We start from the raw sequence: 23142 nt of genomic DNA, 5'->3' as shown, positions 1-23142 counted from the left end.
TAGTTGGATCTTTCTAATCGATACATTCTAACTGCAACATTACTCTTTTCTCTTTTCGAATACAAACGGTATATTTGATTAGCTACATGGTATGATAATTGTCGGCCAACAACATAGCGCATTGATAATAATCTGTGATCGTAAAATATAATATGTATGAAAGAAGTAACTGTAAAAGAACTAAAGCAAAAGATTGACAATAAAGATGAGTTTCAATTAATAGATGTGAGAGAGCCTTTTGAATATGAGGTTTCAAATCTAGGAGGACTCAATATCCCACTTTCAGGAGTAGTTATTGAGGCGGATAAAATTTCCAAGGATATTCCAGTAATCGTGCAATGTCGCTCCGGAAAAAGAAGCGCTCAGGCGATAATGCTTTTGGAAAATGAAGGTTACACGAACCTTTCTAATTTGCAAGGCGGCATATTAGCTTGGAAAGAAGAAATAGATCCAGAACTGGACGTCTATTAGATTCAATATACTTTTTCGAAGAACGGCCATCTTTATTGATGGCTTTTTTTTGCTATTAAGTTTGGTACGGGCGGCATGATTTATGTGAGTTATAAAACGATAAAAAACATAAGTTAAATATCATTTCATCTGATATAATATTAACTTTATCGAAAATAAACCAACATAAACACAGCTGTAAATTAAATTTATTTTATGGGAAATTCAATACCAAGCAATTTCGGCTTTTTCAAAGGAGTGGAAAAAAACTTTGACAAAGCAGCTAAGTACACCCGGTTCTCCAAGGGAATACTGGAACAAATAAAAGCCTGCAATTCCGTATTACAAGTTAAGTTCCCAGTAAAAATAGGGGAGAATGTTGAGGTTATCGAAGCGTACCGCATTCAGCACTCACATCACCGTACGCCTTGTAAAGGTGGTATTCGCTACAGCATGGCAGTAAATCAAGATGAAGTGATGGCTTTGGCTGCATTGATGACGTACAAATGCGCCATTGTAAATGTACCTTTCGGCGGAGCCAAAGGCGGCATACGAATCGATCCGACTAAATACTCGGAATATGAGCTGGAGAAAATTACTCGTCGGTATACCAGTGAGTTAGTGAAAAAAAACTTTATCGGACCGGGAGTAGATGTGCCGGCTCCAGATTATGGAACTGGTGCGCGAGAAATGGCTTGGATCGTCGATACTTATCGCTCTTTGCATCCTAATGAGGTATATTCTAATGCGTGCGTTACCGGAAAGCCAGTAACACAAGGAGGAGTTCGAGGTCGCGTAGAAGCGACTGGTCTAGGCGTGTTTTATGGTGTTCGAGAAGCCTGTAAAGTCGAAGAAGATATGCAGCGGCTAGGCATGTCTGTCGGTATAGAAGGAAAACGTATCATTGTGCAGGGTTTAGGTAATGTAGGTTACCATGCCGCCAAATTTTTTCAAGAAGCAGGTGCTATTCTAGTAGGTTTAATCGAATATGAAGGCGCTATTTATGACGAGAATGGGCTAGATCTTGAGGCCGTAGTAGCACATCGGGCTTCTACAGGATCCATATTGAATTTTGAGAATGCAAAAAGTATTAAGACATCGAATGAAGTGCTCGAATACCCCTGCGATATTCTCATTCCTGCAGCTTTAGAGGCAGTCATCAATGAAAGCAATGCAGACAAGATCCAGGCAAAGATTATTGGAGAAGCTGCCAACGGCCCACTAACGCCCGAAGCCGATGAGATCCTCAATAAAAAAGGCGTGTTAGTGATTCCAGATATCTACCTTAATGCAGGTGGTGTTACCGTATCCTATTTTGAGTGGTTGAAGAACTTGAGTAATGTGCGTTATGGACGTTTGGAGAAGCGTTTTGACGAAAATATGTACGCAGAAATTCTCAATATTATCGAGTCGATGACCGATAAGAAAGTTTCTAAAATCGAAAAGAAAATCCTGTTACGTGGCCCAGACGAGATCGATTTGGTGCACTCTGGCCTAGAAGATACCATGATCGGTGCCTACCGTGAAGTATGGGATATATGGAAAGGGCAGGAGGGCGTTGAAGACCTGCGAACGGCAGCTTTTGTGTGCGCAATCAACAAAGTCGGAGTGGCGTACGAAGAATTGGGCATTTTCCCATAGCTTCATACGTTACAAAAAGATTTATATTTGCAATATGCAAAAAATGTATAGCCAGACTAAACAAGCCTTTTTGTTTAGTCTGGTTTTTTATAGTCTTTCAATGGTGTTTGTGCTGTTTCAAAGTCCCATAGCGCCAGTTATGATTAGCGTCTCCTTGCTTTTATCCATGATTTGGGTGGTGCTAGTTATGCTGGAAATTATCCGTTCGCCGCGTATCGACAATCTCGAGCGGACCGGGCTTACAGTATTTATTATCGTGTTAAATATATTTGCAGGTATTATCTATTTTGCCCTAATTCGCCGCAAGGTGACGGGTATCTCTTAATTCGCGATTGCAATGACTAAGAAAATGATTTTTAACGTAATACTGAACTTAGCAATCATTCTGATGATTATGAGTACAGTAGCGGCCTATCGTGTGGGGCACGTGCTTTTCTTCGGATTATCTATTGCGCTGATCGTCGTATTTATCTATTTGAAGGTTGTCCTACTCAAATATGTGAGTCGAACAGTGCGCGCCCAATCGCAAGAGCGACAGGTTGTATCGCAGCCGCAACGTAAAGCAAAAAAGAAAAAGAGGAATTCGTAATGAATTCCTCTTTTGTTGTATTACTATTCGTACAATTCTATTTCACGAAAGGTGGTTTTTTCACCACTGCTTTTACCGACTGATTACGAATCTGAATATAAATTTCCGTACCCTCTTTAGCGTAAGCAGCGTCAACATAACCTAAACCAACAGATTTTTTTAGGCTTGGCGATTGTGTTCCAGAAGTTACACGACCGATGGTTTCACCTTCTGCATTCACGATCGGATAGTCATGACGCGGAATACCGCGGTCAATCATCTCAAAACCGACAAGCTTTTGTTTTACACCAGCTTCTTTTTCTGCTTTCAGGTTTGCACTATTGACGAAGTCTTTGGTGAATTTCGTAACCCAACCTAAGCCTGCGGCTAATGGAGAAGTATTGTCGTCTATATCATTTCCATAAAGGCAGAAACCCATTTCCAAACGCAAAGTATCACGCGCGCCTAGTCCAATCGGCTTGATGCCATATTCTGCACCTGCTTCCATGATCGCGTCCCACACCTGTTGTGCATGTTCATTCGCCACATAGATTTCAAAACCGCCAGCACCGGTATATCCCGTAGCAGAAACCAATACATTATCTACACCAGCAAAAGTGCCTTTTGCAAACGTGTAATATTCCATCGGAGCTAGGTCAATATCAGTCAATGATTGCAACGCATCAGTCGCTTTTGGACCTTGTACAGCAAACAAAGAAGTCTCATCCGAGATGTTTTTCATATCAACACCATAAGTGTTATAGCGCGAGATCCAATCCCAGTCTTTGTCGATGTTCGAAGCATTTACCACTAACAAATACGTTTTCTCATCAATACGATAAGTCAAGAAATCATCAACTACGCCACCTGTTTCGTTAGGAATATAACCGTATTGTACTTTGCCATCGTATAATTTGGAAGCATCATTCGACGATATTTTTTGGATTAATTCCAAAGCACCATCGCCTTTTAAGATGAATTCGCCCATGTGGCTCACATCAAACATACCTACTTTGGTTCGTACCGTTTCGTGCTCGTCGTTGATGCCAGAATATTGTACCGGCATATCGAAGCCAGCAAAAGGTACCATCTTGGCACCTAAAGAAATATGATGATTGGTTAATGCCGTGTTTTTTGTCATAAAAGTTCTTCGTTCAAAATCGCCCAAAAATACATAAAATACGTGTAAGCCGAGAAAGATTGGAGTAGTAAAATGCTATAGATTATGGGGCAATTCTACAACAGCTGTTGGTAGTATTGTATTCGGAATTGCCAAAATATCCAATACACGAGCAAACTCTGGTTGGATAGGCGCTTCAATCAAGATCCTTTTATTCAGTAGTGGATGTGTAAACGCTAGGGCAGAGGCATGTAACATCATGGTATCCATCTGAAAAGTTTCTTTCCACAACTTATTTTGCTTGTTGCACCCATGCGGTCGGTCGCCAATGATGGGATGTAATATATGAGCAAAATGTCGACGAAGCTGATGCATTCTTCCTGTTTCGGGCTGCGCTTCTACTAAGCTATAGCGAGAAGTAGGATGTTTGCCGAATGGTAGATCTATTTCTGCATGCTCCAACGTCTTATAGTGAGTGATAGCATCCTGCATCATGCCGTTTTCTTTTTTCAATGCATAATCGATCGTGCCTTCGGCTGGTGCGTGCCCACGGAGTATCGCTAAGTACTTTTTCTCCATTTGCCTATTAGCAAACATCGGCTGGATGATGCCGTCCATCTCCCTATTCAGACTAAAAAGTAATACACCGCTGGTTTTGCGATCGAGTCGGTGAGCGGGATGTACCATCTTCCCGATCTGCTCGCGTAAGATTTGTAATGCAAATTCGCTGGCATCGCTAGCGATAGGCGAGCGATGAACTAGTAAGCCATGGGGCTTATTTACTGCAATCAGGTATTCGTCCTCGTAAAGAATATCTAAATGCATCACAAATCTTTTATCATCCGTATAATCTTGTCGGCTTCGGCATCAATCTTTGGACTCAGCCAAACAAAGCCCAGCGCCCCACCACCAACTACCTGTGATTCCGCTTGCCGTTTGATCTCTGTTAGCGAAAACAAGTAGTAATTCTTGATACGGACGTTGTTGGCTAAGAACTCGTTGATGATTCGATCGCCAAAGAGCATCATACCAAGCTGCACGGCATCTTCCTGCTTATAGTCCAATTGTGAGGTGAGCAGTTCTTTCGCTTTGGCGCGTAATACTTCTTCGTGCCTTTCTTTACTAGGATTGGTCAGAAAAGCTGCGACAAGCACAACTATTCCGACCAATGCAAAGATGCGTGTTTTACTCATCTTAATTTATTCGCTATATAAATAAAAAACAGCATCTACGTTTGCGATCAATTTGATCGGGCGAATGCTAATATTGATGTTGCTCGCTTCATCAGCGCTTTCCATCATGTCAGCAGATTTTGCACTCATCGCATACATACGGCCGACTGGCATGATATCGTTCCAGCTAAATGAGCTATTATCATTGATTAATATAGCTTTGCCAATCGATTGGCCATCTGCACTCGCTAATACCTCAGCATTCATGCGCGCGTCTTTTACGGCTTCGGTCTTCAGATCACGCTCGATTTGGCGTTTTTGCGAATGATCATACTCACTAATAGAAGTGCTCTGCATGCCACGGCTATCTACCTCGTCAAATAGACTGTTCAATTTAGAAAGATCCGTCACCTTGATGCGGTACTGGCGTGCTTGTAGCAATTCAGGATTTTTGTTCTTTTTTGTCTCGTTGTTGTAGCTATAGATGTTCTGAATCGTGAGATCTTCTTGTTTTACTCCATTTTTTAGCGCGGCATCAAAGAGTTGTTTTTCCAACGTTTCGATTGTTACTTTTTTTCGAGCATTTCCGTCTACCAGATATTCGCGAAGCGATACCGCTAGATAGATAATATCAGGGGTAATTTCTTTTTCTGCATAGCCTTTCGTAGAAACTCTGCGCGTATTATCTCCGGTCATAGTTTGTGCATTACTTGTCGATACGAGGCCAATTATGGCCAAAAGGTAGATGAATTTTTTCATATGTTTTTCGTTTAAAGAATGTACGTAAAAAACTGTTCAGTTGTTACAAAAAGACCAAAGTTTTTTCTTTTGGTTTAAGAGCATTTAAAAATTATTCCAAATTATTGATTATATTCAATATCTTTATGGAACAATAATTTTAATACAAAATGCAAGAAGGAACAGTAAAATTTTTCAATGAAACTAAAGGCTTCGGTTTCATTATTCCAAATTCTGGGGAGAGCGAAATTTTCGTACACGTATCAGGTTTGGTAGACAAAGTTCGTGAGAACGACCACGTATCTTACGAAGTAGAGCAGGGACGTAAAGGTCTTAACGCGGTAAATGTAAAACTTATTTAAGAATACAATTAGATATTGAATATATTTATTGTGTAAGAAAGCCCTTGACCGATCGTCAAGGGCTTTTTTTGTACTAAAGGAATGAGGGCTACGAAGAAAAGATTTCTTCCAACACAAATAATGATCGCACTTCGCCAAAATTTTCGGTGTGTAGCCGATATAAATCCAATGTCTTTTCTAAGAGATACTTTCGCTCATCTTTGGACATATTAGCTTGTTGCATGGAGTCGTAAGTGCTGTTCATTAGCACTCGAAAAATGGATGTATAGGGTTCGGCAATAAAATGTGCGTGTGCCGGTAGGCTGTTGGTAAAAATGCCCTCAGCCAGATCGAGGTATTCCTTTGATGCATTGCTCGGATAAAATCCCAAATGCTTGCTCAGGCCAATCAAAAACAAAAGATGAAAATTGCCCAACTTCGCTGACGATCGATCCAACCACTGAATCGAATCAGCAATGTATTGGAAGACATTCGGGTCGGGATTTTGATGGCGAAGCACTTTGTAAAGCACTTCGTTTAAGAAAAGTGCTATAGAACTTTTTACGATGTTGAGCGGAATATCTCGTAATACAGGGTACTGTCGTGCTTCTTTAACTCGCTGAAGTTGGTTGGTATCTTTGTGATACACCAACATGTCTAGCAAATGAAAAGGTTGCAAGATAGCTAGCGAAATCTTCGCTTTCGGCTTTTTAGCTCCTTGTACAAGGTAAGATTGCAACCCATGATCTCGCGTGAAAATCTGAGCTACTAGGCTATTTTCTGAGTAATCTGTCAGTTTAAGCGCAATGCCCTGGGTGCGAAGAATCATGCATGACTTTATTTTATATTTTGTTGATCGCGGCGATAGCGTTGCAATGTGCTGCGGTCTATCTTGCGGAATAAGCTATACATGGATAGAATAACCCCGATGCCAAAGCACAATACGCCAATCGGCATAATAAACTTGTAGATATTACTTTCAGCTTGCATCAAATTCAAGCTGTAGATTGTAATGATAGAGCCTATCACCAACAGGGTAAATCCGCGTAGTAAATATTTGTTCATGTTGTGAATTGTTGAAAACTATTTAAAGTCCCACTCCATACAATCTGCCTGCAAAATACGTTCTTTTGTGTGAAAACTATGTAGCACGCTCTTCTTTCCCTGATAGAAAGTGCCACAATGGGACATTTGTTATAACACATATTGTGTGCCAAAACCTATATTAGCTTGGGTGAATTAGATATTTTCGAAAAAAATATTGCTTAGCTGTATTGCATATACCAAAAGAAATTTAGATATTTGCAAACTCTTTGAAAAGAGAGTATTGAACAAAATACAACATTAAAAATCAGATATCATGTCAAGAATTTGTGATTTAACAGGCAAAGCAGCATTGAAAGGGAATAACGTTTCTCACTCAAACGTTAAGACCAAAAGAAAATTCTACCCTAACTTACAAACGAAACGCTTCTACATTCCAGAAGAAGATCGTTGGATTACATTGAAAGTATCTACTGCTGCAATCAAAACGATCAACAAAAACGGTATAACTGCGGTTATCGATAAATTTATCAAAAAAGGATACGTTTAGTAGTTACTACTATACAGCCTGTTGTATCAGAAGTCAATATTTATTAGAAATTACAAGCCCGTGAGGGTCTAAATAAAGCATAAGAAAATGGCTAAAAAGGGAAATAGAGTACAAGTTATTCTAGAGTGTACAGAGCACAAAGAAACTGGTCTTCCAGGAATGTCTCGTTATATCACCACAAAGAACAAGAAAAACACTACTGAGCGTTTAGAGTTGAAAAAATTCAACCCAGTATTGAGAAAAGTAACCGTTCATAAAGAAATTAAGTAAGCATTTGTGACGTACTTCGAAGAGCGCAGGCTTTCGAAGGGAATCGCATAAACTATAACATACCATGGCAAAGAAGGCAGTTGCATCATTACAAAAAGGTGGTGGTAAAGAATTTACAAAAGTAATCCTTACCGCTAAGTCTGCAAAAACAGGCGCATATACTTTCAAAGAAAGTATGGTACACAATGACAAAGTGAAAGAGGTTATCTCTGCATCTTCTAAGTAAGCATTGTATCTTTCTTTTTAAGATCATCTTTTAAAAAGATTCATAGCCGTTTTGGTCATTGCCAAAAGGGCTTTTTTAGTATATTTGGCTTTCTTTCGCGGAGCGGAAGGCCAACAATGATAGTAATATTTCACCCTTAGCAAACATAATCAGCATGGGATTATTCGATTTTTTAAGAAAAAGCAAGAGACACCGGAAGCCCATGAGGCGCTTGATAAAGGACTGGAAAAAACCAAAGACGGTTTCCTTTCCAAAATCACCAAAGCTGTTGTTGGAAAATCGACCATCGATGATGATGTGTTGGACAATCTAGAAGAAGTGCTTGTCACGTCGGATGTGGGAGTTACGACCACGCTAAAGATCGTTGATCGTATTCAGAAACGCGTAGCCAAAGACAAATACGTAAGTACGGACGATCTTCACGGTTTGCTTCATGATGAGATTCAATCTTTACTTGCCGAAAACAATAGCGACGATTTCGAGCGATTGGAATACGGCGATCATAAACCTTACGTGATTATGGTAGTCGGCGTGAATGGTGTAGGTAAAACTACAACTATCGGAAAATTGGCTCATCAGCTAAAAGAAGCTGGCAACAAAGTCGTGCTCGGTGCCGCAGATACTTTTCGTGCGGCAGCAGTGGACCAGATTAAATTGTGGGGAGAACGTGTTGGCGTACGTGTCGTATCGCAGCCGATGGGTTCTGATCCTGCGTCTGTCGCTTTTGATACCGTAAAGTCTGCCGTAGCAAATGGTGATGATGTTGCGATTATCGATACCGCCGGACGCTTGCACAATAAAGTGGGCTTGATGAACGAACTCACCAAAATTAAGAACGTAATGCAGAAGGTCGTGCCCGATGCACCGCATGAAATCTTGTTGGTGTTGGACGCCTCTACCGGGCAGAATGCGATTGAACAATGTAAGCAATTTACCGAAGCAACAGATGTAAATGCATTAGCATTAACGAAGTTAGATGGTACTGCCAAAGGTGGTGTCGTTATAGGGATATCCGATCAATTCAAAATTCCGGTAAAATACATCGGTGTAGGCGAAAAAATCGGTGACCTACAATTATTTCAGAAAAAAGATTTTGTAGACTCTTTATTTAAATAGCAAAGAGTTTACCCAACATAAGCATATGCCGGCGCGCGATCTACCAAAAGATCATTGACCGAGCATCGGAAAGAGATAGTATGAGAACGAAAGAGAAAAAGGTAGCCGCAACAGTGCGTAAACCACGTGTAAACGTCGTAACGCTGGGTTGTTCGAAAAACATCCACGACAGTGAAGTATTGATGGGGCAGCTGAAAGGCAATCGCATCGATGTGGTGCACGAATCTTCCAACATTCAAGCGGATGATATCGTAGTGATCAATACCTGTGGATTTATTGACAATGCCAAGCAAGAATCGATCGATACCATCCTTCAGTTCTCCGAGCTAAAAGACCAAGGCAAAGTAAATAAGGTCATCGTGACCGGATGTCTTTCGGAGCGCTATAAGCCAGAGTTACAGTCCGAAATCAGCAATGTCGATGCATACTTTGGCACCAATGATCTGCCTGATTTGTTATCGAGCATTGGCGCCGATTATCGCCATGAATTGGTTGGCGAACGCTTGCTTACCACACCTTCGCATTTTTCGTATTTCAAGATTGCCGAAGGTTGTAATCGTCCATGTTCTTTTTGTGCGATTCCACTAATGCGTGGTAAGCACGTTTCCAAATCCATTGAAGATTTAGTGAAAGAAGCCAAATTCTTAGCTTCCAACGGTACTAAAGAATTAATCTTGATCGCGCAAGATCTGACGTATTATGGCCTAGATATCTATGGCAAGCGCAATTTGTCTGATTTGATGCGTCATCTTTCTGATGTAGAAGGCATCGATTGGATTCGCATGCAATATGCGTATCCATCTGGTTTTCCAATGGACATCCTCGACGTGATGAATGAGCGTAGCAATATCTGTAATTATTTAGATATGCCGTTGCAACATATTACGGATAATATGTTGAAATCCATGCGTCGTGGTATTGATAAACAAAAAACGATCGACCTTGTGAACAAGATTCGGGACAAAGTGCCTGATATCGCTTTGCGGACTACGCTCATTTGTGGTTATCCGGGCGAGACCGAAGCGGATTTCGAAGAAATGTCACGATGGGTAGAAGATACTCAATTCGATCGTTTGGGATGTTTTACTTATTCGCACGAAGAGAAAACGCATGCGCATACTCTGGTAGATGATGTACCAGAAGAAGTAAAGGAATATCGTGTGGAGCAGATAATGGAGATCCAGCAAGGTATTTCATTCGACAAAAATCAAGAAAAAGTAGGCAAAGAATACCGTGTCTTGATCGATAAGAAAGATGGTGATTACTTTGTAGGCCGTACTGAATACGATTCGCCAGAGGTAGATAACGAGGTGCTAGTAAACGCTACGACAGATTATGCTCGTGTGGGCGACTTTGTGCAAGTGAAGATCGATCGTGCCGAAGATTTCGACTTGTACGGAACTATTGTAAAGAGAATGTAATGAAAGGTTGGTGTTTCACTGTTTTTTACTTTTTTGTGCTATGTTGTTTCGCTCAGCGTAGCGTACAGGTTGCGTACGATGTAGACTATCATGTAGCCGCTAATCAGGAAACCAAAAAGATAGAACTGACTTGTTTGATACCCCAAACTCTTACAGGTATTCAGCAATTAGAAGACATTACCTTTTCCATTCCTCCGGATTCAGTCTTTACTGATCAAGGTAATAAGTATGCTTATTTTCTATTTTCGGATGCCAAGGCACCATTTGTGCTTTCCATTCATGCCGATTTGTCTATTACCTCAAACGATCTGGCTGGAGCAGTTCATGATACCGATGATCACGCGATTGCGCAATATTTGGTAGCCGAACAATATATTGAATCGGAAGCTGAAAATATTGCCGAATTGGCCACTCAACTGAAGAAGAAAGATGACTTGGCAACAGTTAAGAACATCTTTGCATTTATCCGAAATAAGATGCACTACTCGGGTTATAATCCCAATGAGGTGGGAGCATCGAAAGCTTTGGCAGCAAGTCATGGAGATTGTACCGAATTTGCAGATTTGTTTGTGGCCTTGTGTAGAGCAAATCACATCCCGGCTCGAGTGCTGGAGGGATTTACAACAGAGTCTCAAAATGTTTCTGTACACAATTGGGCGGAAGTATTTTTGAAAGATATTGGATGGGTTCGATTCGATCCGACAGCCCCAGTTTTGAAAGGTCTAAAAAATAGGTATGTTCAGCTATCATCCATCAGGAATGATCAGAAACTCCAGAACAAACATTTCTACTGTTACAGATACTGGGGAACATCCGTCGCGGTAAAAATGGTCGACAATGTAAAGGTGAAGCAAAATTAGTGCAATCAAATTATGCTAATATTGTATTATTCTTTTCAGAATACCTTGGAAAACAGGTAAATTAGATTATGTATTTTTCGCGGTGCTCATTTATTTGTCAAATCTTGTCTGGCCATGCCGATTAGGGGCTAAAAGCACTACTTTTGTGCAGATTAATTTTTTGGGAAGCTCATGAAAGCCACATATATCGATTATAAAGATACCAACAGTTTTTCTGAAACATTATTGGCTTACCTCGACGGGAATCCTACACTGGAACCATTCTACGGTTACCGGCCCACTATAGAAAACTTTGGTAAGCAGATCAATGAAAAAGCGGCTTCATTTCCCGATAAGACGCGCCAGATTTTGGCTGAGCAGTTGGAGTTGCAATATGCAGGTTTGTTAGGCAATGCACCACTGGTTGCCGATCAGATCAACGCCCTGCGAGATGCCAAAACTTTTACCATCGTCACAGGCCATCAACTCAATATCTTTACCGGTCCACTCTATTTTATATTCAAGATTGTATCTGCCATTAAGTTGGCGAGAGAACTCAAAGCCGCTTATCCCGATAAGCAATTCGTGCCAGTTTACTGGATGGCAACAGAAGACCACGACTTTGCGGAGATCAATCATACACGTGTGCACGGCAAGAAAGTAAGCTGGGACACGCCAGCGGTTTCGGCCACAGGCCGCATGTCTACAGCAGATATCGGAAAGACAGTGCGTGAGTATGTCGGTATGTTAGGTTTGTCAGGACATTCACAAGCATTAGCGAACCTGGTAGAACAGGCCTATTTGCAAAATCTTTCGTTAGCAGATGCGACACGCAAACTCGTACATGAGTTATTTAAGGACTATGGTTTGCTAATCGTTGACGCAGACCGACCTTCATTAAAGCAATTGTTTGCTCCGATAATCGAACAGGATATCTTGCTGGAGAATAGTTTTAAAGCGATCGAAGCAACTTCTGCTCAACTCAATAACGAAGGCTTTGCTACGCAGGTGAATGCGCGCGAGATCAATTTCTTTTATCTAACGGATGAATATCGAGAGCGTATCGTGCGTACTTCGGATGGTCGGTTTGAAGTGCTTCATCAACAGCGTTATTTCACGGAGCAAGAGTTGCGTCAAGAGATTGCAGCCCATCCGGAGCGATTCAGTCCAAATGTCGTAATGCGGCCTCTATATCAGGAATTGATATTGCCTAATTTAGCTTATATCGGGGGTGGTGCAGAGATCGTATATTGGTTGCAGCTAAAATCCAATTTTGATCAATATCAGATACCGTTTCCCGTCTTGGTGCCACGGAATTCGGCGATCATTACGGACGATACCGTCGTTAGTAAAATATTTAGATTAGATCTGACGCTTAAAAGTATTTTCAAGCCTTCGGATGTATTGAAGAATGATTATGTGCGACGCTACACCAAACACCGGCTCACACTAAGAGATGAGTGGATGGAATTGAATGCTATCTTCGGAAAGATGAAGTTGCGTACACACAAGATTGACCCTAGCTTAGGCCCAAGTACCGAGGCGGTAAAAGCTCGACTAAAGAAAGCTATTAATAGCCTGGAGCGAAAACTGTTGAAAGCAGACAAGCGAAATCATCAGGATGGACTACTTCAGATTGAACGCGTCAAGGATCGTCTATTTCCAAGCGGTGGATTACAAGAACGCTCTGAGAATTTTGCCACATTGTATGTCAAATATGGTGACGAACTTATCGAAGAACTTGTTACGTACTTTCATCCTTTGGATTTTAAGTTTACAATTTTGTATTGAATCGAACATTCTGTACGAATGATTTAGGCCTTTTTTGAAGGGAAATTAAACAGGTCGATAAGTGAAACAACTGTTTGATTTACAGATATAAAATTTTATCTTTGCGATTCCTTTTTCAAGGACTTGATGTTTAGGTATGAATATCACAATGATGGGATTATATCCTCTAATTGGCTAAAAAACGATATTTATTTTTAAACATCAATATAAAGCGATACCTTTGCGTCCCCAAAGTGCTGTGCGCCTAGGGGTTGTAATGAAAATTCAGTATATAAGCACAATATGACTAAAGCAGAAATCATCGCAGAAATCTCAAACAAGACAGGTTTAGAGAAAGTAGATGTTCAGGAAACAGTAGAAGCATTCTTTAAGGTAGTTAAAGGCGCCATGGTAGGTGGTGAGAACGTGTACGTAAGAGGCTTTGGCAGTTTCGTAGTGAAGAAAAGAGCTGAGAAAACCGCGCGTAACATTTCTAAAAACACGGCAATCATTATTCCCGAGCATTTTGTTCCAAGCTTCAAGCCTGCCAAAGTATTTGTAGAGAAAGTAAAAAGCGGCAACAAGAAATAAGTAAACTTGAAAAATACTAAACAAATACAGATAGTGGTTGTGTTGGCAGTAGTTCTGATTATGGGACTGCTATTGGCACAACCTATCAAAGGTTTAGTGACAGAGCCTCAGGCTACAGAGAGTACGAGTAGCGCTATGCCGATGTTTACCATGGAAGATGTATCTGCCATGTCTAAGCAAGGTATGAATCCGACTTTGGCGGATGAGATCACCAAATTAGAAGGGCAGTTGGCTGGTAGCCAAGGCGAAGATCGCATTGCAATTTTAGAGCAGATTGCTCAAAAATGGGATGATCTAGCTAAATACGCACCACAAGGATTCGTTTATGAAGAGATGGCCAAAACCAGTCCGAAATTCGAATACTGGTTGCAGGCAGGTGATGCTTATCGCAAAGCGTACACTAACTTGCAAGATACCGTCTTAGCGAGAGAGCTGAACCGCCTTGCTATGGATTCGTACCAGCAAGCAGTAGATCTGGATGGTAGCAGTTTGGCTGCGAAGACTGGATTAGGAGCTACGATAGTGACAGGAACTAACAATCCTATGGCCGGAATTGCTATATTGCGTGAAGTTGTTGCGAGCGATCCAAAAAACCTAGAGGCCAACAAGACATTAGGCTTATTTTCTATGCAGTCAAGACAATTTGACCGTGCTATAGAACGCTTTCTTACCGTCATCGAGATCAAACCCGATGCAGAATCGTATTTTTATCTAGCAACAAGCTATGAAAATATTGGGTTGAAAAACGAAGCCATTGCTGCTTTTCAGAAAAGTAAAGAAATGGCGGCCGATCCAACCCTCTCCCAATTCATCGAGCGTAGAATCGAAGAGTTGAGCAAGTAATTAACATATTATTTTATAATCATTTAAAAACATTAAAGCTATGCCAAGCGGAAAGAAAAGAAAAAGACACAAAATGGCTACTCACAAGCGCAAAAAACGTTTAAGAAAAAATAGACATAAGAAGAAATAAGTGAAACCCTCTGTACAAGAGAGGGAGACATTTATGGTCATCATCGAACAATTCTCTTACTACAATATGTGGCGAGAGAATTGTCCGTTTTTAATTAAACAATTTTGTTTTATTGGACACCAAAAGGATACAGAGCGAGTCTGTATCTGTCCATAATTGAAATAGCTGTTGGTAAAGGAATTAATCATCGATTCAACTCCCGAAAAGGGGGTGACTATTGCTTTACTACAAGACAAGCAGTTGGTAGAACTGAATACCGAAAAAGTGGATAACCATTATGCGGTAGGGGATATTTATCTCGGTCGTATCAAAAAGATTATGCCAGGCCTTAACGCGGCATTCGTAGACGTTGGATACGAGAAAGACGCGTTCCTGCATTATTTAGACCTAGGCCCTCAAGTACAGTCACTACTTAAGCTTTCCCGAATAGTAAAGAACGGCAGTTATCAAGAGAAACTGCTCAGTAGTTTAAAACTCGAGAAAGATATCGATAAGGCAGGAAAGATCTCGGACGTATTGTCCAAGAATACACTCATTCCTGTGCAGATAGCCAAAGAACCTATTTCGACTAAAGGCCCTCGCCTAAGTTCGGATTTATCTATCGCCGGCCGTTTTGCCGTCCTTGTCCCTTTCTCCAGTTCTGTTTCCATCTCCAAGCGAATCAAAGGTAACGCCGAGCGCAACCGCCTAAAGAAGATTGTCGAAAGCATTAAACCGCCAAATTTTGGTGTTATCGTCCGTACCGTTTCCGAAGGGAAAGGTGTGGAAGAGCTACAGAAAGATCTACAGGATTTGATTTCTAAATGGGAACGGTTTACCAAGCGCCTGAAAGATGTAGAGCCTGCACAGAAAGTGTTGGGCGAAATGGATCGCGCCTCCACCATTCTCCGGGATATATTGACCGATGAGTTCAGTCACATTTACGTCAGTGATTCTGGAATTTATGACGAGGTGAAATCCTACGTACAGGAGATCTCTCCAGATCTAGAGCGGATCGTAAAGTTCTATAAACATAAAGAACCGATCTTTGAGCACTATGGTGTAGAGAAGCAGATCAAAGCATCTTTTGGTAGAACGGTAAACCTACACGGTGGCGCTTATCTCGTGATTGAGCATACTGAAGCGTTGCACGTGATTGATGTAAACAGTGGAAACCGCATTGCCAGCAAAGAGAACCAAGAAGATAATGCACTCCTCGTAAACAAGGAAGCAGCCAAAGAGATTGCTCGGCAGCTGCGCTTGCGTGATATGGGCGGTATTGTGGTGATCGATTTTATCGATATGCACAAGGCGACTAATCGCAAGGATCTTTACGGATTCCTAAAGGAATGTATGGCCGGCGATCGTGCTAGACATACCATCCTGCCTCCGAGCAAATTTGGTTTGGTACAAATCACCCGACAGCGGGTGCGTCCAGAAATGAGCGTAGTAACCAATGAGAAATGCCCGGCTTGCGATGGTACCGGAGAAATCCGTTCCAGTATTGTGCTGCTCGATGATATTGAAAGTAATTTGAGTTTCATCCTGCAAGAACAAAACGAGAAAAGCATTACGCTTTTTGTGCACCCATACATTGATGCATACATCAAAAAAGGTTGGATCTCTAGGCGTGTAAAATGGTTGTTGAAGTACGGTAAATGGATTAAAGTTAAACCCGTAGCTTCCTATTATTTGACTGAATTTCATTTCTTCAACTCAAAAGAAGAGGAAATCAAATTGTAGTCATCAAGACATTACAGAAAGGTCGCTATCCGAATAGGATAGCGACCTTTTTTGTTGTTTACATCTCTATGGCGAACTCTGCCAGAGGCTGTCTTACCTTTTTCATCGGTGCTAGCCAGTCGCGCTCTTTATCTGCGTAGCCAATATACATTAGGCTCACACTTTTCAAGCCGAGCTCCTGCAACCCCAACACGCGATCTACAGCGGCATTGTCAAAACCTTCTGCAGGTGTGCTATCGATCTTTAATTCTGCTGCTTGTGCCAACGCTAAACCCAGAGCAATGTAGGTTTGTCGTGCGATATGTGCAAAGTTAGCATCTGCCGCCTCGTCCAAATACATCTCTTTCAGTTTGTCGGTATAATTTACAAATCGACCGCGAGGAAGATCGCGCATATCCGTGGTAAGATCGTACATGGTGTCAATTCGTTCTGCAGTGTATCTGTCCCATGCTGCAAATACCAATATGTGCGAGCACTCACGTACGCAATCGGCATTCAAAGCGGTAGGCGCGATCTGATCGCGAAGTTCCGAATCTTTTAGTACGATGACTTTGAAAGGCTGTAAGCCAGATGATGTAGGAGCCAACCTAGCGGCTTCTAAGATTTTATCTAAATCTTCTTGACTTACTTTTTTGGTAGGGTCGTATGCTTTGCAGGCATGTCGCCAGTTTAAATCTTCTATTAATGACATTTTTATTAATTTATCAGGGTATTACTATACAGGTACTTTATGTACACGGTTTATTAAGTTAAAACAGAAAGTGGGAGGCAAGTACCGAAGCCAATGCCAAAATTGCTGGTAGGCCTTGCTTTATAAGTATACTTTTGGATGCTGTGGCTGCTCCATATAGAGCAGCGATAATGACACAGGCAAGAAAGAACAATCTTACATTGAACGACCATGCCGGGTCGGATATCAAAAAGCTCCACGCTAAACCAGCAGCCAAAAAACCATTGTACAAACCTTGATTCGCTGCTAGGCCTTTGGTGGGTTTGAATAGCTCTGCTCGTAGCGATTTTCCAAATGTTTTTTTACCTACGGTCTCCCAAGCAAACATCTCCATCCACATGATGTAAATATGCTCGATTGCTACTATAGCCGTCAATATACTCGCGATGGTTTGCATAGCTGTATGCGATCTAGTTATTGGTAACGGTGAGCTTCACTTCGATATTATCACGCGTCGCATTAGAGTAAGGGCATATCTGGTGTGCTTTTTCTACGAGCGATTGTGCCTCTTCTTGCGATACGCCGGGAACATTTACTTGTAATTCTGCCGATAGCGCAAAACCACCACCATCTATTTGTCCGATACCCACTATAGCCTTTACGGAAGTTTCGCCAGCAGATGACTTCTCTTTTTTGATCACCAGCGTCAAGGCGCTATCAAAGCAAGCGGCATAACCCGCTGCAAACAACATTTCGGGATTGGCATACTCATCATTCTTTCCACCTAATCCCTTGGGCATTCTCACATCAATATCTAAGACGCCATTTTCACTTTTTACGTGCCCGTCTCTACCTCCAGTAGCGGTTGCACCTATGCGATACAGTTCTTTCATCGTTTTACGTTTTATGAATGTTTTTACGAATTTTACAAATTATACGTTGTAGTGTTTCCAACTCTTCTGCCGTTACCGGCATTGACTTTAATAAGGTGGCTGGAATGTTGGCGGCTTTACTTTGTAACGAAGTGCCAGCTTCCGTAAGTGAAACCAGTACGATTCGTTCGTCGCGCCCGCTGCGCCGTCTATTTACCAGCCCTTTTTGTTCCAATCTCTTCAACAATGGCGTTAGCGTGCCACTATCAAGATCGAGGTGCTCACCCAACTGCGAAACACTTTGTTCTTGTTTTTCCCACAACACTAACAGTGCCAAATATTGTGGGTAGGTTAAGTCAATTGCCTCTAACAGTGGTCGATAAGCGGCGATAATATCGCGCGCCAAAGCATAGATGGGAAAACATAGCTGATTGTCAAGTTTCAAATTTTTATTTTTATCCACGTTCATCACAACACGAAGGTATGGGTATTTATATTGTGCACAATATAATTGTGTAAAATTGACATTGCTATTATTTTTCCTTTCTTTGAAGAATGGATGATTTATAATCAAGAAACCCAATAAATGTTAATGCCGTCTTTCTGCATTTTCCGGAAATACGTCATCTGGCGTTTGGCATAACGCTGTATTTCGGTCGTCAATTTCTCTACCAAAGCTTCGTACGACAGGATTTCTCGCAGGTGCATACTCACATATCGATATTCCAGGCCGTAGTAATCCAAGTCTTGATGGCTAAGTCCGGCCTGCAATAAGTTTTTCACTTCCGCGATCAACCCTTCCTCAAAACGTTGTACCAATCGCCGATGTATAGCTTCGCGCCTTTGTACAAGCGGCGGATTCAATCCGATTGCATAATAGTGGTGAATAACCCGCTGAGGTGGTAGAATAGGATTGTGCTGTTGTAAATATAAGATGATCTCGAGTGCCCGCACCAAACGTTTGTGGTTATGAAAGTCGATCTTATAATCTTCGGGGATGCCTTGCTGTTGGATGTCTGCGATCAATTGTTCTTTACTGCGCAGAGCGAGTTTGGCTTGTAACACAGCATTTTTGGGAATTTGCGCGTAGCGCGACTGCTGCAAGATCGATTGGATGTATGATCCTGTGCCACCGCATAAAATAGGTTGTTTGCCACGGGAGATAATATCGTCATAGGCTGCAAAGAAATCTTGCCTAAAACGATCTACCTGATACCTTTCCCCAGGTTCGGCGATATCGATCAAATGATAAGGTACGGTGCCGTAGCTATTTAAATCTTTTCCAGTCCCGATATCCATTTGCCGGTACACCTGCCTAGAATCTGCTGAAATAATTTCGCCATTCAGCGCTGCTGCCAAAGTTACGGCCAAGGATGTCTTGCCAGACGCAGTCGGTCCTAGAACGATGCATAATGAATCAGGCGAAAGATTTTCTTTCGCCTGATCTATCAACACTTTTATGTCCGGATTGCCGATCATATATTATTGTTCAAATTTAGTCCATTTTTCTTGGCTCTCGTGGCTACGCACCACGGTATCGATAAATGCCATGCCGCGAACGCCATCTGCCACTGTTGGAAAATCTAAACTTTCTGCTGAAGGTGTTTGCCCTTCTCTTTTGGCAGATACTGTTTCCGCAAAATTGCGATAGATATTAGCGAAGGCTTCTAACAAACCTTCTGGGTGGCCAGAAGGGATACGCGTATTGTGAGTTGCGAACGAACTTAATGTATATGGAGCAGTATAGGCATTGCCAGTACGGTAGAGCTGTCGCGGTTGGTCGAGCATTTTTACGATGAGATTGTTTGGATCTTCGTTGGCCCATTCTAACCCACCTTTTTCGCCATATATACGAATGCGTACGGCGTTCTCTTCGCCAGCAGAAATCTGTGACGCCATTAATACGCCTTTTGCACCTTCGGTGAAGCGCAGTAATACTGAACCGTCATCGTCCATGTTGCGCCCATCCACAAAGGAAGTGAGGTCGGCACATAAATCGGTAATTTTTAACCCCGAAATGTATTCTGCTAAGTGAGCAGCATGTGTGCCGATATCGCCCATAACCAAGGATTTTCCTGATTTGGCTGGATCTGAGCGCCACTCTGCTCCGCCGTTTTTTTCTTTATCCGTTAATCTAGTTAACCATCCTTGCGGATATTCGACCACGATCTTACGGATTTTTCCGAAATGACCTTCTTTGACCATGGCTTTTGCTTGCTTTACCATCGGATAACCGGAGTAAGTGTGTGTCAAAGCTAAAGTTCGCCCTGTGCGTGCTACGATTTCTTCCAATTCTTTGGCTTCGGCTACAGATACGGTCATTGGCTTATCAACCACCACATCAAATCCGTTTTCCATTGCCAATTTAGCAGGGCCAAAATGTACTGAATTGGGCGTCACAATGCTAATAAAGTCCATGCGCACATCCTCTGGAAGTTTTGCTTCCTGTTCGATCATGGTTTTGTAATCTGGGTAGACACGGTCTTGTGGTAAGAAAAGTGCTTTTCCCGATTCGGCAGCCCGTTGCGGATCCGAACTAAAAGCTCCACAAACCAAATCAATCTTGCCGTCCATAAAGGCTGCTATGCGATGTACCGCGCCGATAAAGGCATTTTGGCCACCGCCAACCATTCCCATGCGTAGTTTACGAGTCATGTTTTTCTGTTTTTTTGAGGTCTAAATATAATGAAAACTAAACCGAACTGGCGAATCGTAGTAGCAACTTTGTGCTTCCGCTGTTCTTCTTACGGATTGTCGAAAGAGCGTGCTCTTCCAGAGTCGAGCTCATGCTGGTGGACTGTACGGGGATCTCGACAAATTGTGGTTCTAATACGCCTTCTTCTCTGAAGCCAATTTGTTGTAAGGAAGAATCCAGCGACCAGTCCCGATCTACATAGGTCATCAGGTCTCCTGGTTTAAAGTCTTTTCTAAAAGCAGCGATCAATTTAGACAAACCACCAACAGCGATAAAATCGCGTTTGTGGCAGAAACGAATTAGCTCAAATGAACGATAATCCTCTGCCTGTTCCTGCATTCGTCGCCCACCGCTAAATACGGCAATACTAATCAATTCACCTTGAAAAAAAAGGCCATAACGGTATTTGCCAGGTATCGGTGCTTGCAAGTGATGCTCGGTAAGAAAAGCCGTGGTAATGCGCTTGTCTACTCTGGCTACCACAGTTTGCCGTGCATATATTCGGCGGCCAAAACCTGCAATGGTGCGAATTCGGGCCAGCACCTTAGCCATATCATGCGCTATTATGTGTGCATCAAGATGGATGGTTTTGATCGCATCGTTGTGCGTTATCCTATGGTGGACATGATCGGGGTAAATCCACAAGCGCATTGGCATGTTAGTAGATGACAACTCAACTACAGCTTGATCCAACATGGCGACACGGATATCTTCCATCATGATCTCGCCAAGTGCTGTGGTAAATCTGTCTAAAATTGCGCTCATGTGGCAAAAATACGAATTTTCTGCGCAGGCCATTTGAAGCAAACTCCATCATGCACTGTAAAGAATATGTTTGGCATCACAGCCTCATTTTTGTACTGACCTTGGACTTGTTGCGCCTATAGATATGCACACTGCCGAATAATTGGTAACTTTGCGGTGCAAAAAAGAAATAGCATGAAATTACCTATAGTAGCTTACGGAGATCCGGTATTACGTACAAAGGCAGAAGAGATAGAAGAGGATTATCCTAATCTGAAGGGGTTGATTGAGGATATGTTTGAAACCATGTATGCTGCTAGTGGCGTAGGTTTAGCGGCTCCGCAAGTAGGTTTGCCGATTCGTCTGTTTGTTATAGACGCTTCTCCATTTGGTGAAGACGATGAAGATGGCGAAGGTGACCCGACGGCCAAAGATTTTAAACATGTGTTTATCAACCCGATTATGGTCGAGCAAAGCGGCAAAGAATGGGGTTTTAACGAAGGATGCTTGAGTATCCCGAATATTAATGAAGAAGTGATGCGCAAAGAAAACATCATCATAAATTACCTAGATGAGAATTTCGAGGAATATGAGATGGAACTTACTGGCTTAGCAGCGCGAGTAGTGCAGCATGAATACGACCATATCGAAGGCAAATTGTTTCTAGATAAATTGAAGCCATTAAAAAAAGCGATGTTAAAATCGAAGTTGGACGCTATATCTAAGGGTGAAGTGCGTACTTCATACAAAATGCGCTTTCCGCTGCAGAAGAAAAGACGTTAGGTAACGGACGCTTATGGTTAGGTTTTTTTTGGATAAATCTGCTTCACGGCGGGTAACGACCAGTTGTAGCGGACTGAGATAATCCGAATAGTAAAGACCAAACTAGCGCTGGCAAAAGCATTCATGGCTGGGGTGATAGCAAAACTGTCAAGAATAACAAAGAGTGTCGCCCCAGCGATGCAAGCAGTTGCATAAATTTCCTTACGTAAAATTAGTGGCGTACGATTTAATAACACATCCCTGATTACCCCGCCCATTGAGGCCGAAAACATGCCTAGCAGTATTGCCGCAAAAGCATTGCTTTCGTACATGAGCGATTTCTCTACGCCGACAACCGTAAAAAAACCTATACCAATAGCATCAAACAGAGTGAGCGTGCGAGCCAACGCATATAATTGTTTGTTGAATGTGAGCGAAATTAATACACCCAGGGAGATTACCATGATATAATTTCCATCTTCAACCCACACCGGACGGATATTTAAAAAGATGTCGCGGAGAGATCCGCCGCCAATAGCAGTCACAAATCCCATGAATCCGGCGCCGAATACATCTACATTATTGCGGTTGGCTGCCATTGCCCCCGATATGGCAAACATCATCGTGCCTAACAAATCTAGTCCGTATATAATATTCATTTAAATGCCTTTGAAGCCAACTTTATCCAAATATATGTAAATTATAGGATGGCTTATATAATTTCTGAGAGGATTGGTCGTTATTATAAAACCCTTCATTGATAGAAATTTTTCAAAAGATATAGTTGGAGGCTTGAAAAAAATCGTTCTCGTTTTTAGCGAGTTAGCTATGCTAAAACAGGAAAGAT

General features: G+C 41.9%; 29 protein-coding genes and 1 pseudogene. 16 read left to right on the top strand and 14 right to left on the bottom strand.

Annotated elements, in window-relative coordinates:
- Positions 1-156: 156 nt before the first annotated feature.
- From A0125_RS10905 to A0125_RS10890, 4 genes are all read left to right on the top strand, one after another.
- Positions 157-471 (top strand): rhodanese-like domain-containing protein, encoded by a 315-nt coding sequence (locus A0125_RS10905; RefSeq protein ID WP_066755855.1) that lies wholly within the window; start codon positions 157-159, stop codon positions 469-471.
- A gap of 195 nt (positions 472-666) precedes the next feature.
- Positions 667-2091 carry a Glu/Leu/Phe/Val family dehydrogenase gene (locus tag A0125_RS10900; protein ID WP_066755852.1) on the top strand — a complete coding sequence of 475 codons (1425 nt, stop codon included), beginning with the start codon at positions 667-669 and terminating at the stop codon, positions 2089-2091.
- Positions 2092-2125: 34 nt separating this feature from the next.
- Complete coding sequence (locus A0125_RS10895) at positions 2126-2416, top strand: hypothetical protein (RefSeq protein ID WP_066755849.1); 291 nt, start codon at positions 2126-2128, stop codon at positions 2414-2416.
- A gap of 24 nt (positions 2417-2440) precedes the next feature.
- Positions 2441-2680, top strand: coding sequence for a DUF6358 family protein (locus A0125_RS10890; protein ID WP_156472519.1), 240 nt, complete (start codon positions 2441-2443; stop codon positions 2678-2680).
- Positions 2681-2717: 37 nt separating this feature from the next.
- On the opposite strand, the gene gcvT is transcribed toward A0125_RS10890, so the two are convergent.
- The 4 genes from gcvT to A0125_RS10870 all read right to left on the bottom strand — a co-directional run bounded on the left by gcvT (position 2718) and on the right by A0125_RS10870 (position 5710).
- A complete protein-coding gene (gcvT, locus tag A0125_RS10885; RefSeq protein ID WP_066755844.1) occupies positions 2718-3800 on the bottom strand; it encodes a glycine cleavage system aminomethyltransferase GcvT in 1083 nt (360 codons plus the stop codon).
- Between the two features lie 75 nt (positions 3801-3875).
- Positions 3876-4604, bottom strand: a complete 729-nt coding sequence (locus A0125_RS10880; protein WP_066755841.1) for a pseudouridine synthase — start codon at positions 4602-4604, stop codon at positions 3876-3878.
- On the bottom strand, positions 4604-4972 hold the full coding sequence (locus A0125_RS10875; RefSeq protein ID WP_066755839.1) for a DUF4359 domain-containing protein: 369 nt from the start codon (positions 4970-4972) through the stop codon (positions 4604-4606). Before A0125_RS10875 ends, A0125_RS10880 begins: the two co-directional genes overlap by 1 nt.
- Before the next feature lie 6 nt (positions 4973-4978).
- Positions 4979-5710 carry an SIMPL domain-containing protein gene (locus tag A0125_RS10870; protein ID WP_066755836.1) on the bottom strand — a complete coding sequence of 244 codons (732 nt, stop codon included), beginning with the start codon at positions 5708-5710 and terminating at the stop codon, positions 4979-4981.
- Positions 5711-5859: 149 nt separating this feature from the next.
- Here A0125_RS10870 and A0125_RS10865 point away from each other — a divergent pair, with 149 nt between their 5' ends.
- Positions 5860-6051 carry a cold-shock protein gene (locus A0125_RS10865; RefSeq protein WP_066755833.1) on the top strand — a complete coding sequence of 64 codons (192 nt, stop codon included), beginning with the start codon at positions 5860-5862 and terminating at the stop codon, positions 6049-6051.
- Positions 6052-6139: 88 nt separating this feature from the next.
- On the opposite strand, the gene recO is transcribed toward A0125_RS10865, so the two are convergent.
- Positions 6140-6859: a DNA repair protein RecO gene (gene recO, locus A0125_RS10860; RefSeq protein ID WP_066755830.1), complete on the bottom strand. Its 720-nt coding sequence runs from the start codon at positions 6857-6859 to the stop codon at positions 6140-6142.
- A gap of 8 nt (positions 6860-6867) precedes the next feature.
- On the bottom strand, positions 6868-7095 hold the full coding sequence (locus tag A0125_RS10855; protein WP_066755827.1) for a hypothetical protein: 228 nt from the start codon (positions 7093-7095) through the stop codon (positions 6868-6870).
- Between the two features lie 295 nt (positions 7096-7390).
- Here A0125_RS10855 and rpmB point away from each other — a divergent pair, with 295 nt between their 5' ends.
- From rpmB to A0125_RS10810, 10 genes and pseudogenes are all read left to right on the top strand, one after another.
- Positions 7391-7624 carry a 50S ribosomal protein L28 gene (gene rpmB / locus A0125_RS10850; protein ID WP_066755822.1) on the top strand — a complete coding sequence of 78 codons (234 nt, stop codon included), beginning with the start codon at positions 7391-7393 and terminating at the stop codon, positions 7622-7624.
- 87 nt (positions 7625-7711) lie between these two features.
- A complete protein-coding gene (gene rpmG / locus A0125_RS10845; protein WP_066755820.1) occupies positions 7712-7894 on the top strand; it encodes a 50S ribosomal protein L33 in 183 nt (60 codons plus the stop codon).
- A gap of 64 nt (positions 7895-7958) precedes the next feature.
- Positions 7959-8120 carry a DUF4295 domain-containing protein gene (locus tag A0125_RS15420; RefSeq protein WP_082785011.1) on the top strand — a complete coding sequence of 54 codons (162 nt, stop codon included), beginning with the start codon at positions 7959-7961 and terminating at the stop codon, positions 8118-8120.
- A gap of 159 nt (positions 8121-8279) precedes the next feature.
- Positions 8280-9236 carry a signal recognition particle-docking protein FtsY gene (gene ftsY / locus A0125_RS10840; RefSeq protein ID WP_066755818.1) on the top strand — a complete coding sequence of 319 codons (957 nt, stop codon included), beginning with the start codon at positions 8280-8282 and terminating at the stop codon, positions 9234-9236.
- An 80-nt stretch (positions 9237-9316) separates the two neighbouring features.
- Positions 9317-10657 (top strand): 30S ribosomal protein S12 methylthiotransferase RimO, encoded by a 1341-nt coding sequence (gene rimO, locus A0125_RS10835; protein WP_066755816.1) that lies wholly within the window; start codon positions 9317-9319, stop codon positions 10655-10657.
- Entirely contained in the window at positions 10657-11517 is an 861-nt protein-coding gene (locus A0125_RS10830; protein ID WP_066755813.1) for a transglutaminase-like domain-containing protein, read from the top strand. Before rimO ends, A0125_RS10830 begins: the two co-directional genes overlap by 1 nt.
- Positions 11518-11688: 171 nt before the next feature.
- Positions 11689-13287 carry a bacillithiol biosynthesis cysteine-adding enzyme BshC gene (bshC, locus tag A0125_RS10825; RefSeq protein ID WP_066755810.1) on the top strand — a complete coding sequence of 533 codons (1599 nt, stop codon included), beginning with the start codon at positions 11689-11691 and terminating at the stop codon, positions 13285-13287.
- Positions 13288-13563: 276 nt separating this feature from the next.
- Positions 13564-13857, top strand: a pseudogene (locus A0125_RS10820) (HU family DNA-binding protein); the annotation flags it as partial.
- A 6-nt stretch (positions 13858-13863) separates the two neighbouring features.
- Positions 13864-14700, top strand: coding sequence for a tetratricopeptide repeat protein (locus tag A0125_RS10815; RefSeq protein ID WP_066755805.1), 837 nt, complete (start codon positions 13864-13866; stop codon positions 14698-14700).
- Positions 14701-14998: 298 nt separating this feature from the next.
- Positions 14999-16552, top strand: coding sequence for an Rne/Rng family ribonuclease (locus A0125_RS10810; RefSeq protein ID WP_066755802.1), 1554 nt, complete (start codon positions 14999-15001; stop codon positions 16550-16552).
- 58 nt (positions 16553-16610) lie between these two features.
- Here A0125_RS10810 and A0125_RS10805 read toward each other — a convergent pair whose 3' ends face one another.
- The 7 genes from A0125_RS10805 to A0125_RS10775 all read right to left on the bottom strand — a co-directional run bounded on the left by A0125_RS10805 (position 16611) and on the right by A0125_RS10775 (position 21554).
- Complete coding sequence (locus A0125_RS10805) at positions 16611-17243, bottom strand: nitroreductase family protein (RefSeq protein WP_066755793.1); 633 nt, start codon at positions 17241-17243, stop codon at positions 16611-16613.
- Positions 17244-17301: 58 nt separating this feature from the next.
- Positions 17302-17679: a DUF1304 domain-containing protein gene (locus tag A0125_RS10800; protein WP_066755790.1), complete on the bottom strand. Its 378-nt coding sequence runs from the start codon at positions 17677-17679 to the stop codon at positions 17302-17304.
- A 13-nt stretch (positions 17680-17692) separates the two neighbouring features.
- Positions 17693-18115 (bottom strand): organic hydroperoxide resistance protein, encoded by a 423-nt coding sequence (locus A0125_RS10795; RefSeq protein ID WP_066755787.1) that lies wholly within the window; start codon positions 18113-18115, stop codon positions 17693-17695.
- A gap of 4 nt (positions 18116-18119) precedes the next feature.
- Positions 18120-18563, bottom strand: a complete 444-nt coding sequence (locus A0125_RS10790) for a MarR family winged helix-turn-helix transcriptional regulator (RefSeq protein WP_066756535.1) — start codon at positions 18561-18563, stop codon at positions 18120-18122.
- A gap of 101 nt (positions 18564-18664) precedes the next feature.
- Positions 18665-19573 carry a tRNA (adenosine(37)-N6)-dimethylallyltransferase MiaA gene (gene miaA, locus A0125_RS10785; RefSeq protein WP_066755785.1) on the bottom strand — a complete coding sequence of 303 codons (909 nt, stop codon included), beginning with the start codon at positions 19571-19573 and terminating at the stop codon, positions 18665-18667.
- Positions 19574-19576: 3 nt separating this feature from the next.
- Positions 19577-20749 (bottom strand): Gfo/Idh/MocA family protein, encoded by a 1173-nt coding sequence (locus A0125_RS10780; RefSeq protein ID WP_066755782.1) that lies wholly within the window; start codon positions 20747-20749, stop codon positions 19577-19579.
- A gap of 37 nt (positions 20750-20786) precedes the next feature.
- Entirely contained in the window at positions 20787-21554 is a 768-nt protein-coding gene (locus A0125_RS10775) for a hypothetical protein (RefSeq protein ID WP_066755779.1), read from the bottom strand.
- A gap of 174 nt (positions 21555-21728) precedes the next feature.
- Between A0125_RS10775 and def the strand changes: the two genes are divergently transcribed.
- The gene (gene def / locus A0125_RS10770; protein ID WP_066755776.1) at positions 21729-22316 is read left to right on the top strand and encodes a peptide deformylase; all 588 of its coding nucleotides are present in this window, start codon (positions 21729-21731) and stop codon (positions 22314-22316) included.
- 17 nt (positions 22317-22333) lie between these two features.
- On the opposite strand, the gene A0125_RS10765 is transcribed toward def, so the two are convergent.
- Positions 22334-22954 carry a trimeric intracellular cation channel family protein gene (locus tag A0125_RS10765; protein ID WP_066755774.1) on the bottom strand — a complete coding sequence of 207 codons (621 nt, stop codon included), beginning with the start codon at positions 22952-22954 and terminating at the stop codon, positions 22334-22336.
- Positions 22955-23142 lie beyond the last annotated feature (188 nt).

Origin of the sequence: Sphingobacterium populi, assembly GCF_001586775.1 — a bacterium.
Classification (GTDB): domain Bacteria; phylum Bacteroidota; class Bacteroidia; order Sphingobacteriales; family Sphingobacteriaceae; genus Sphingobacterium; species Sphingobacterium populi.
Note: the sequence above shows the minus strand (reverse complement) of the source record. Positions and strands in the feature narration are given on the sequence as shown.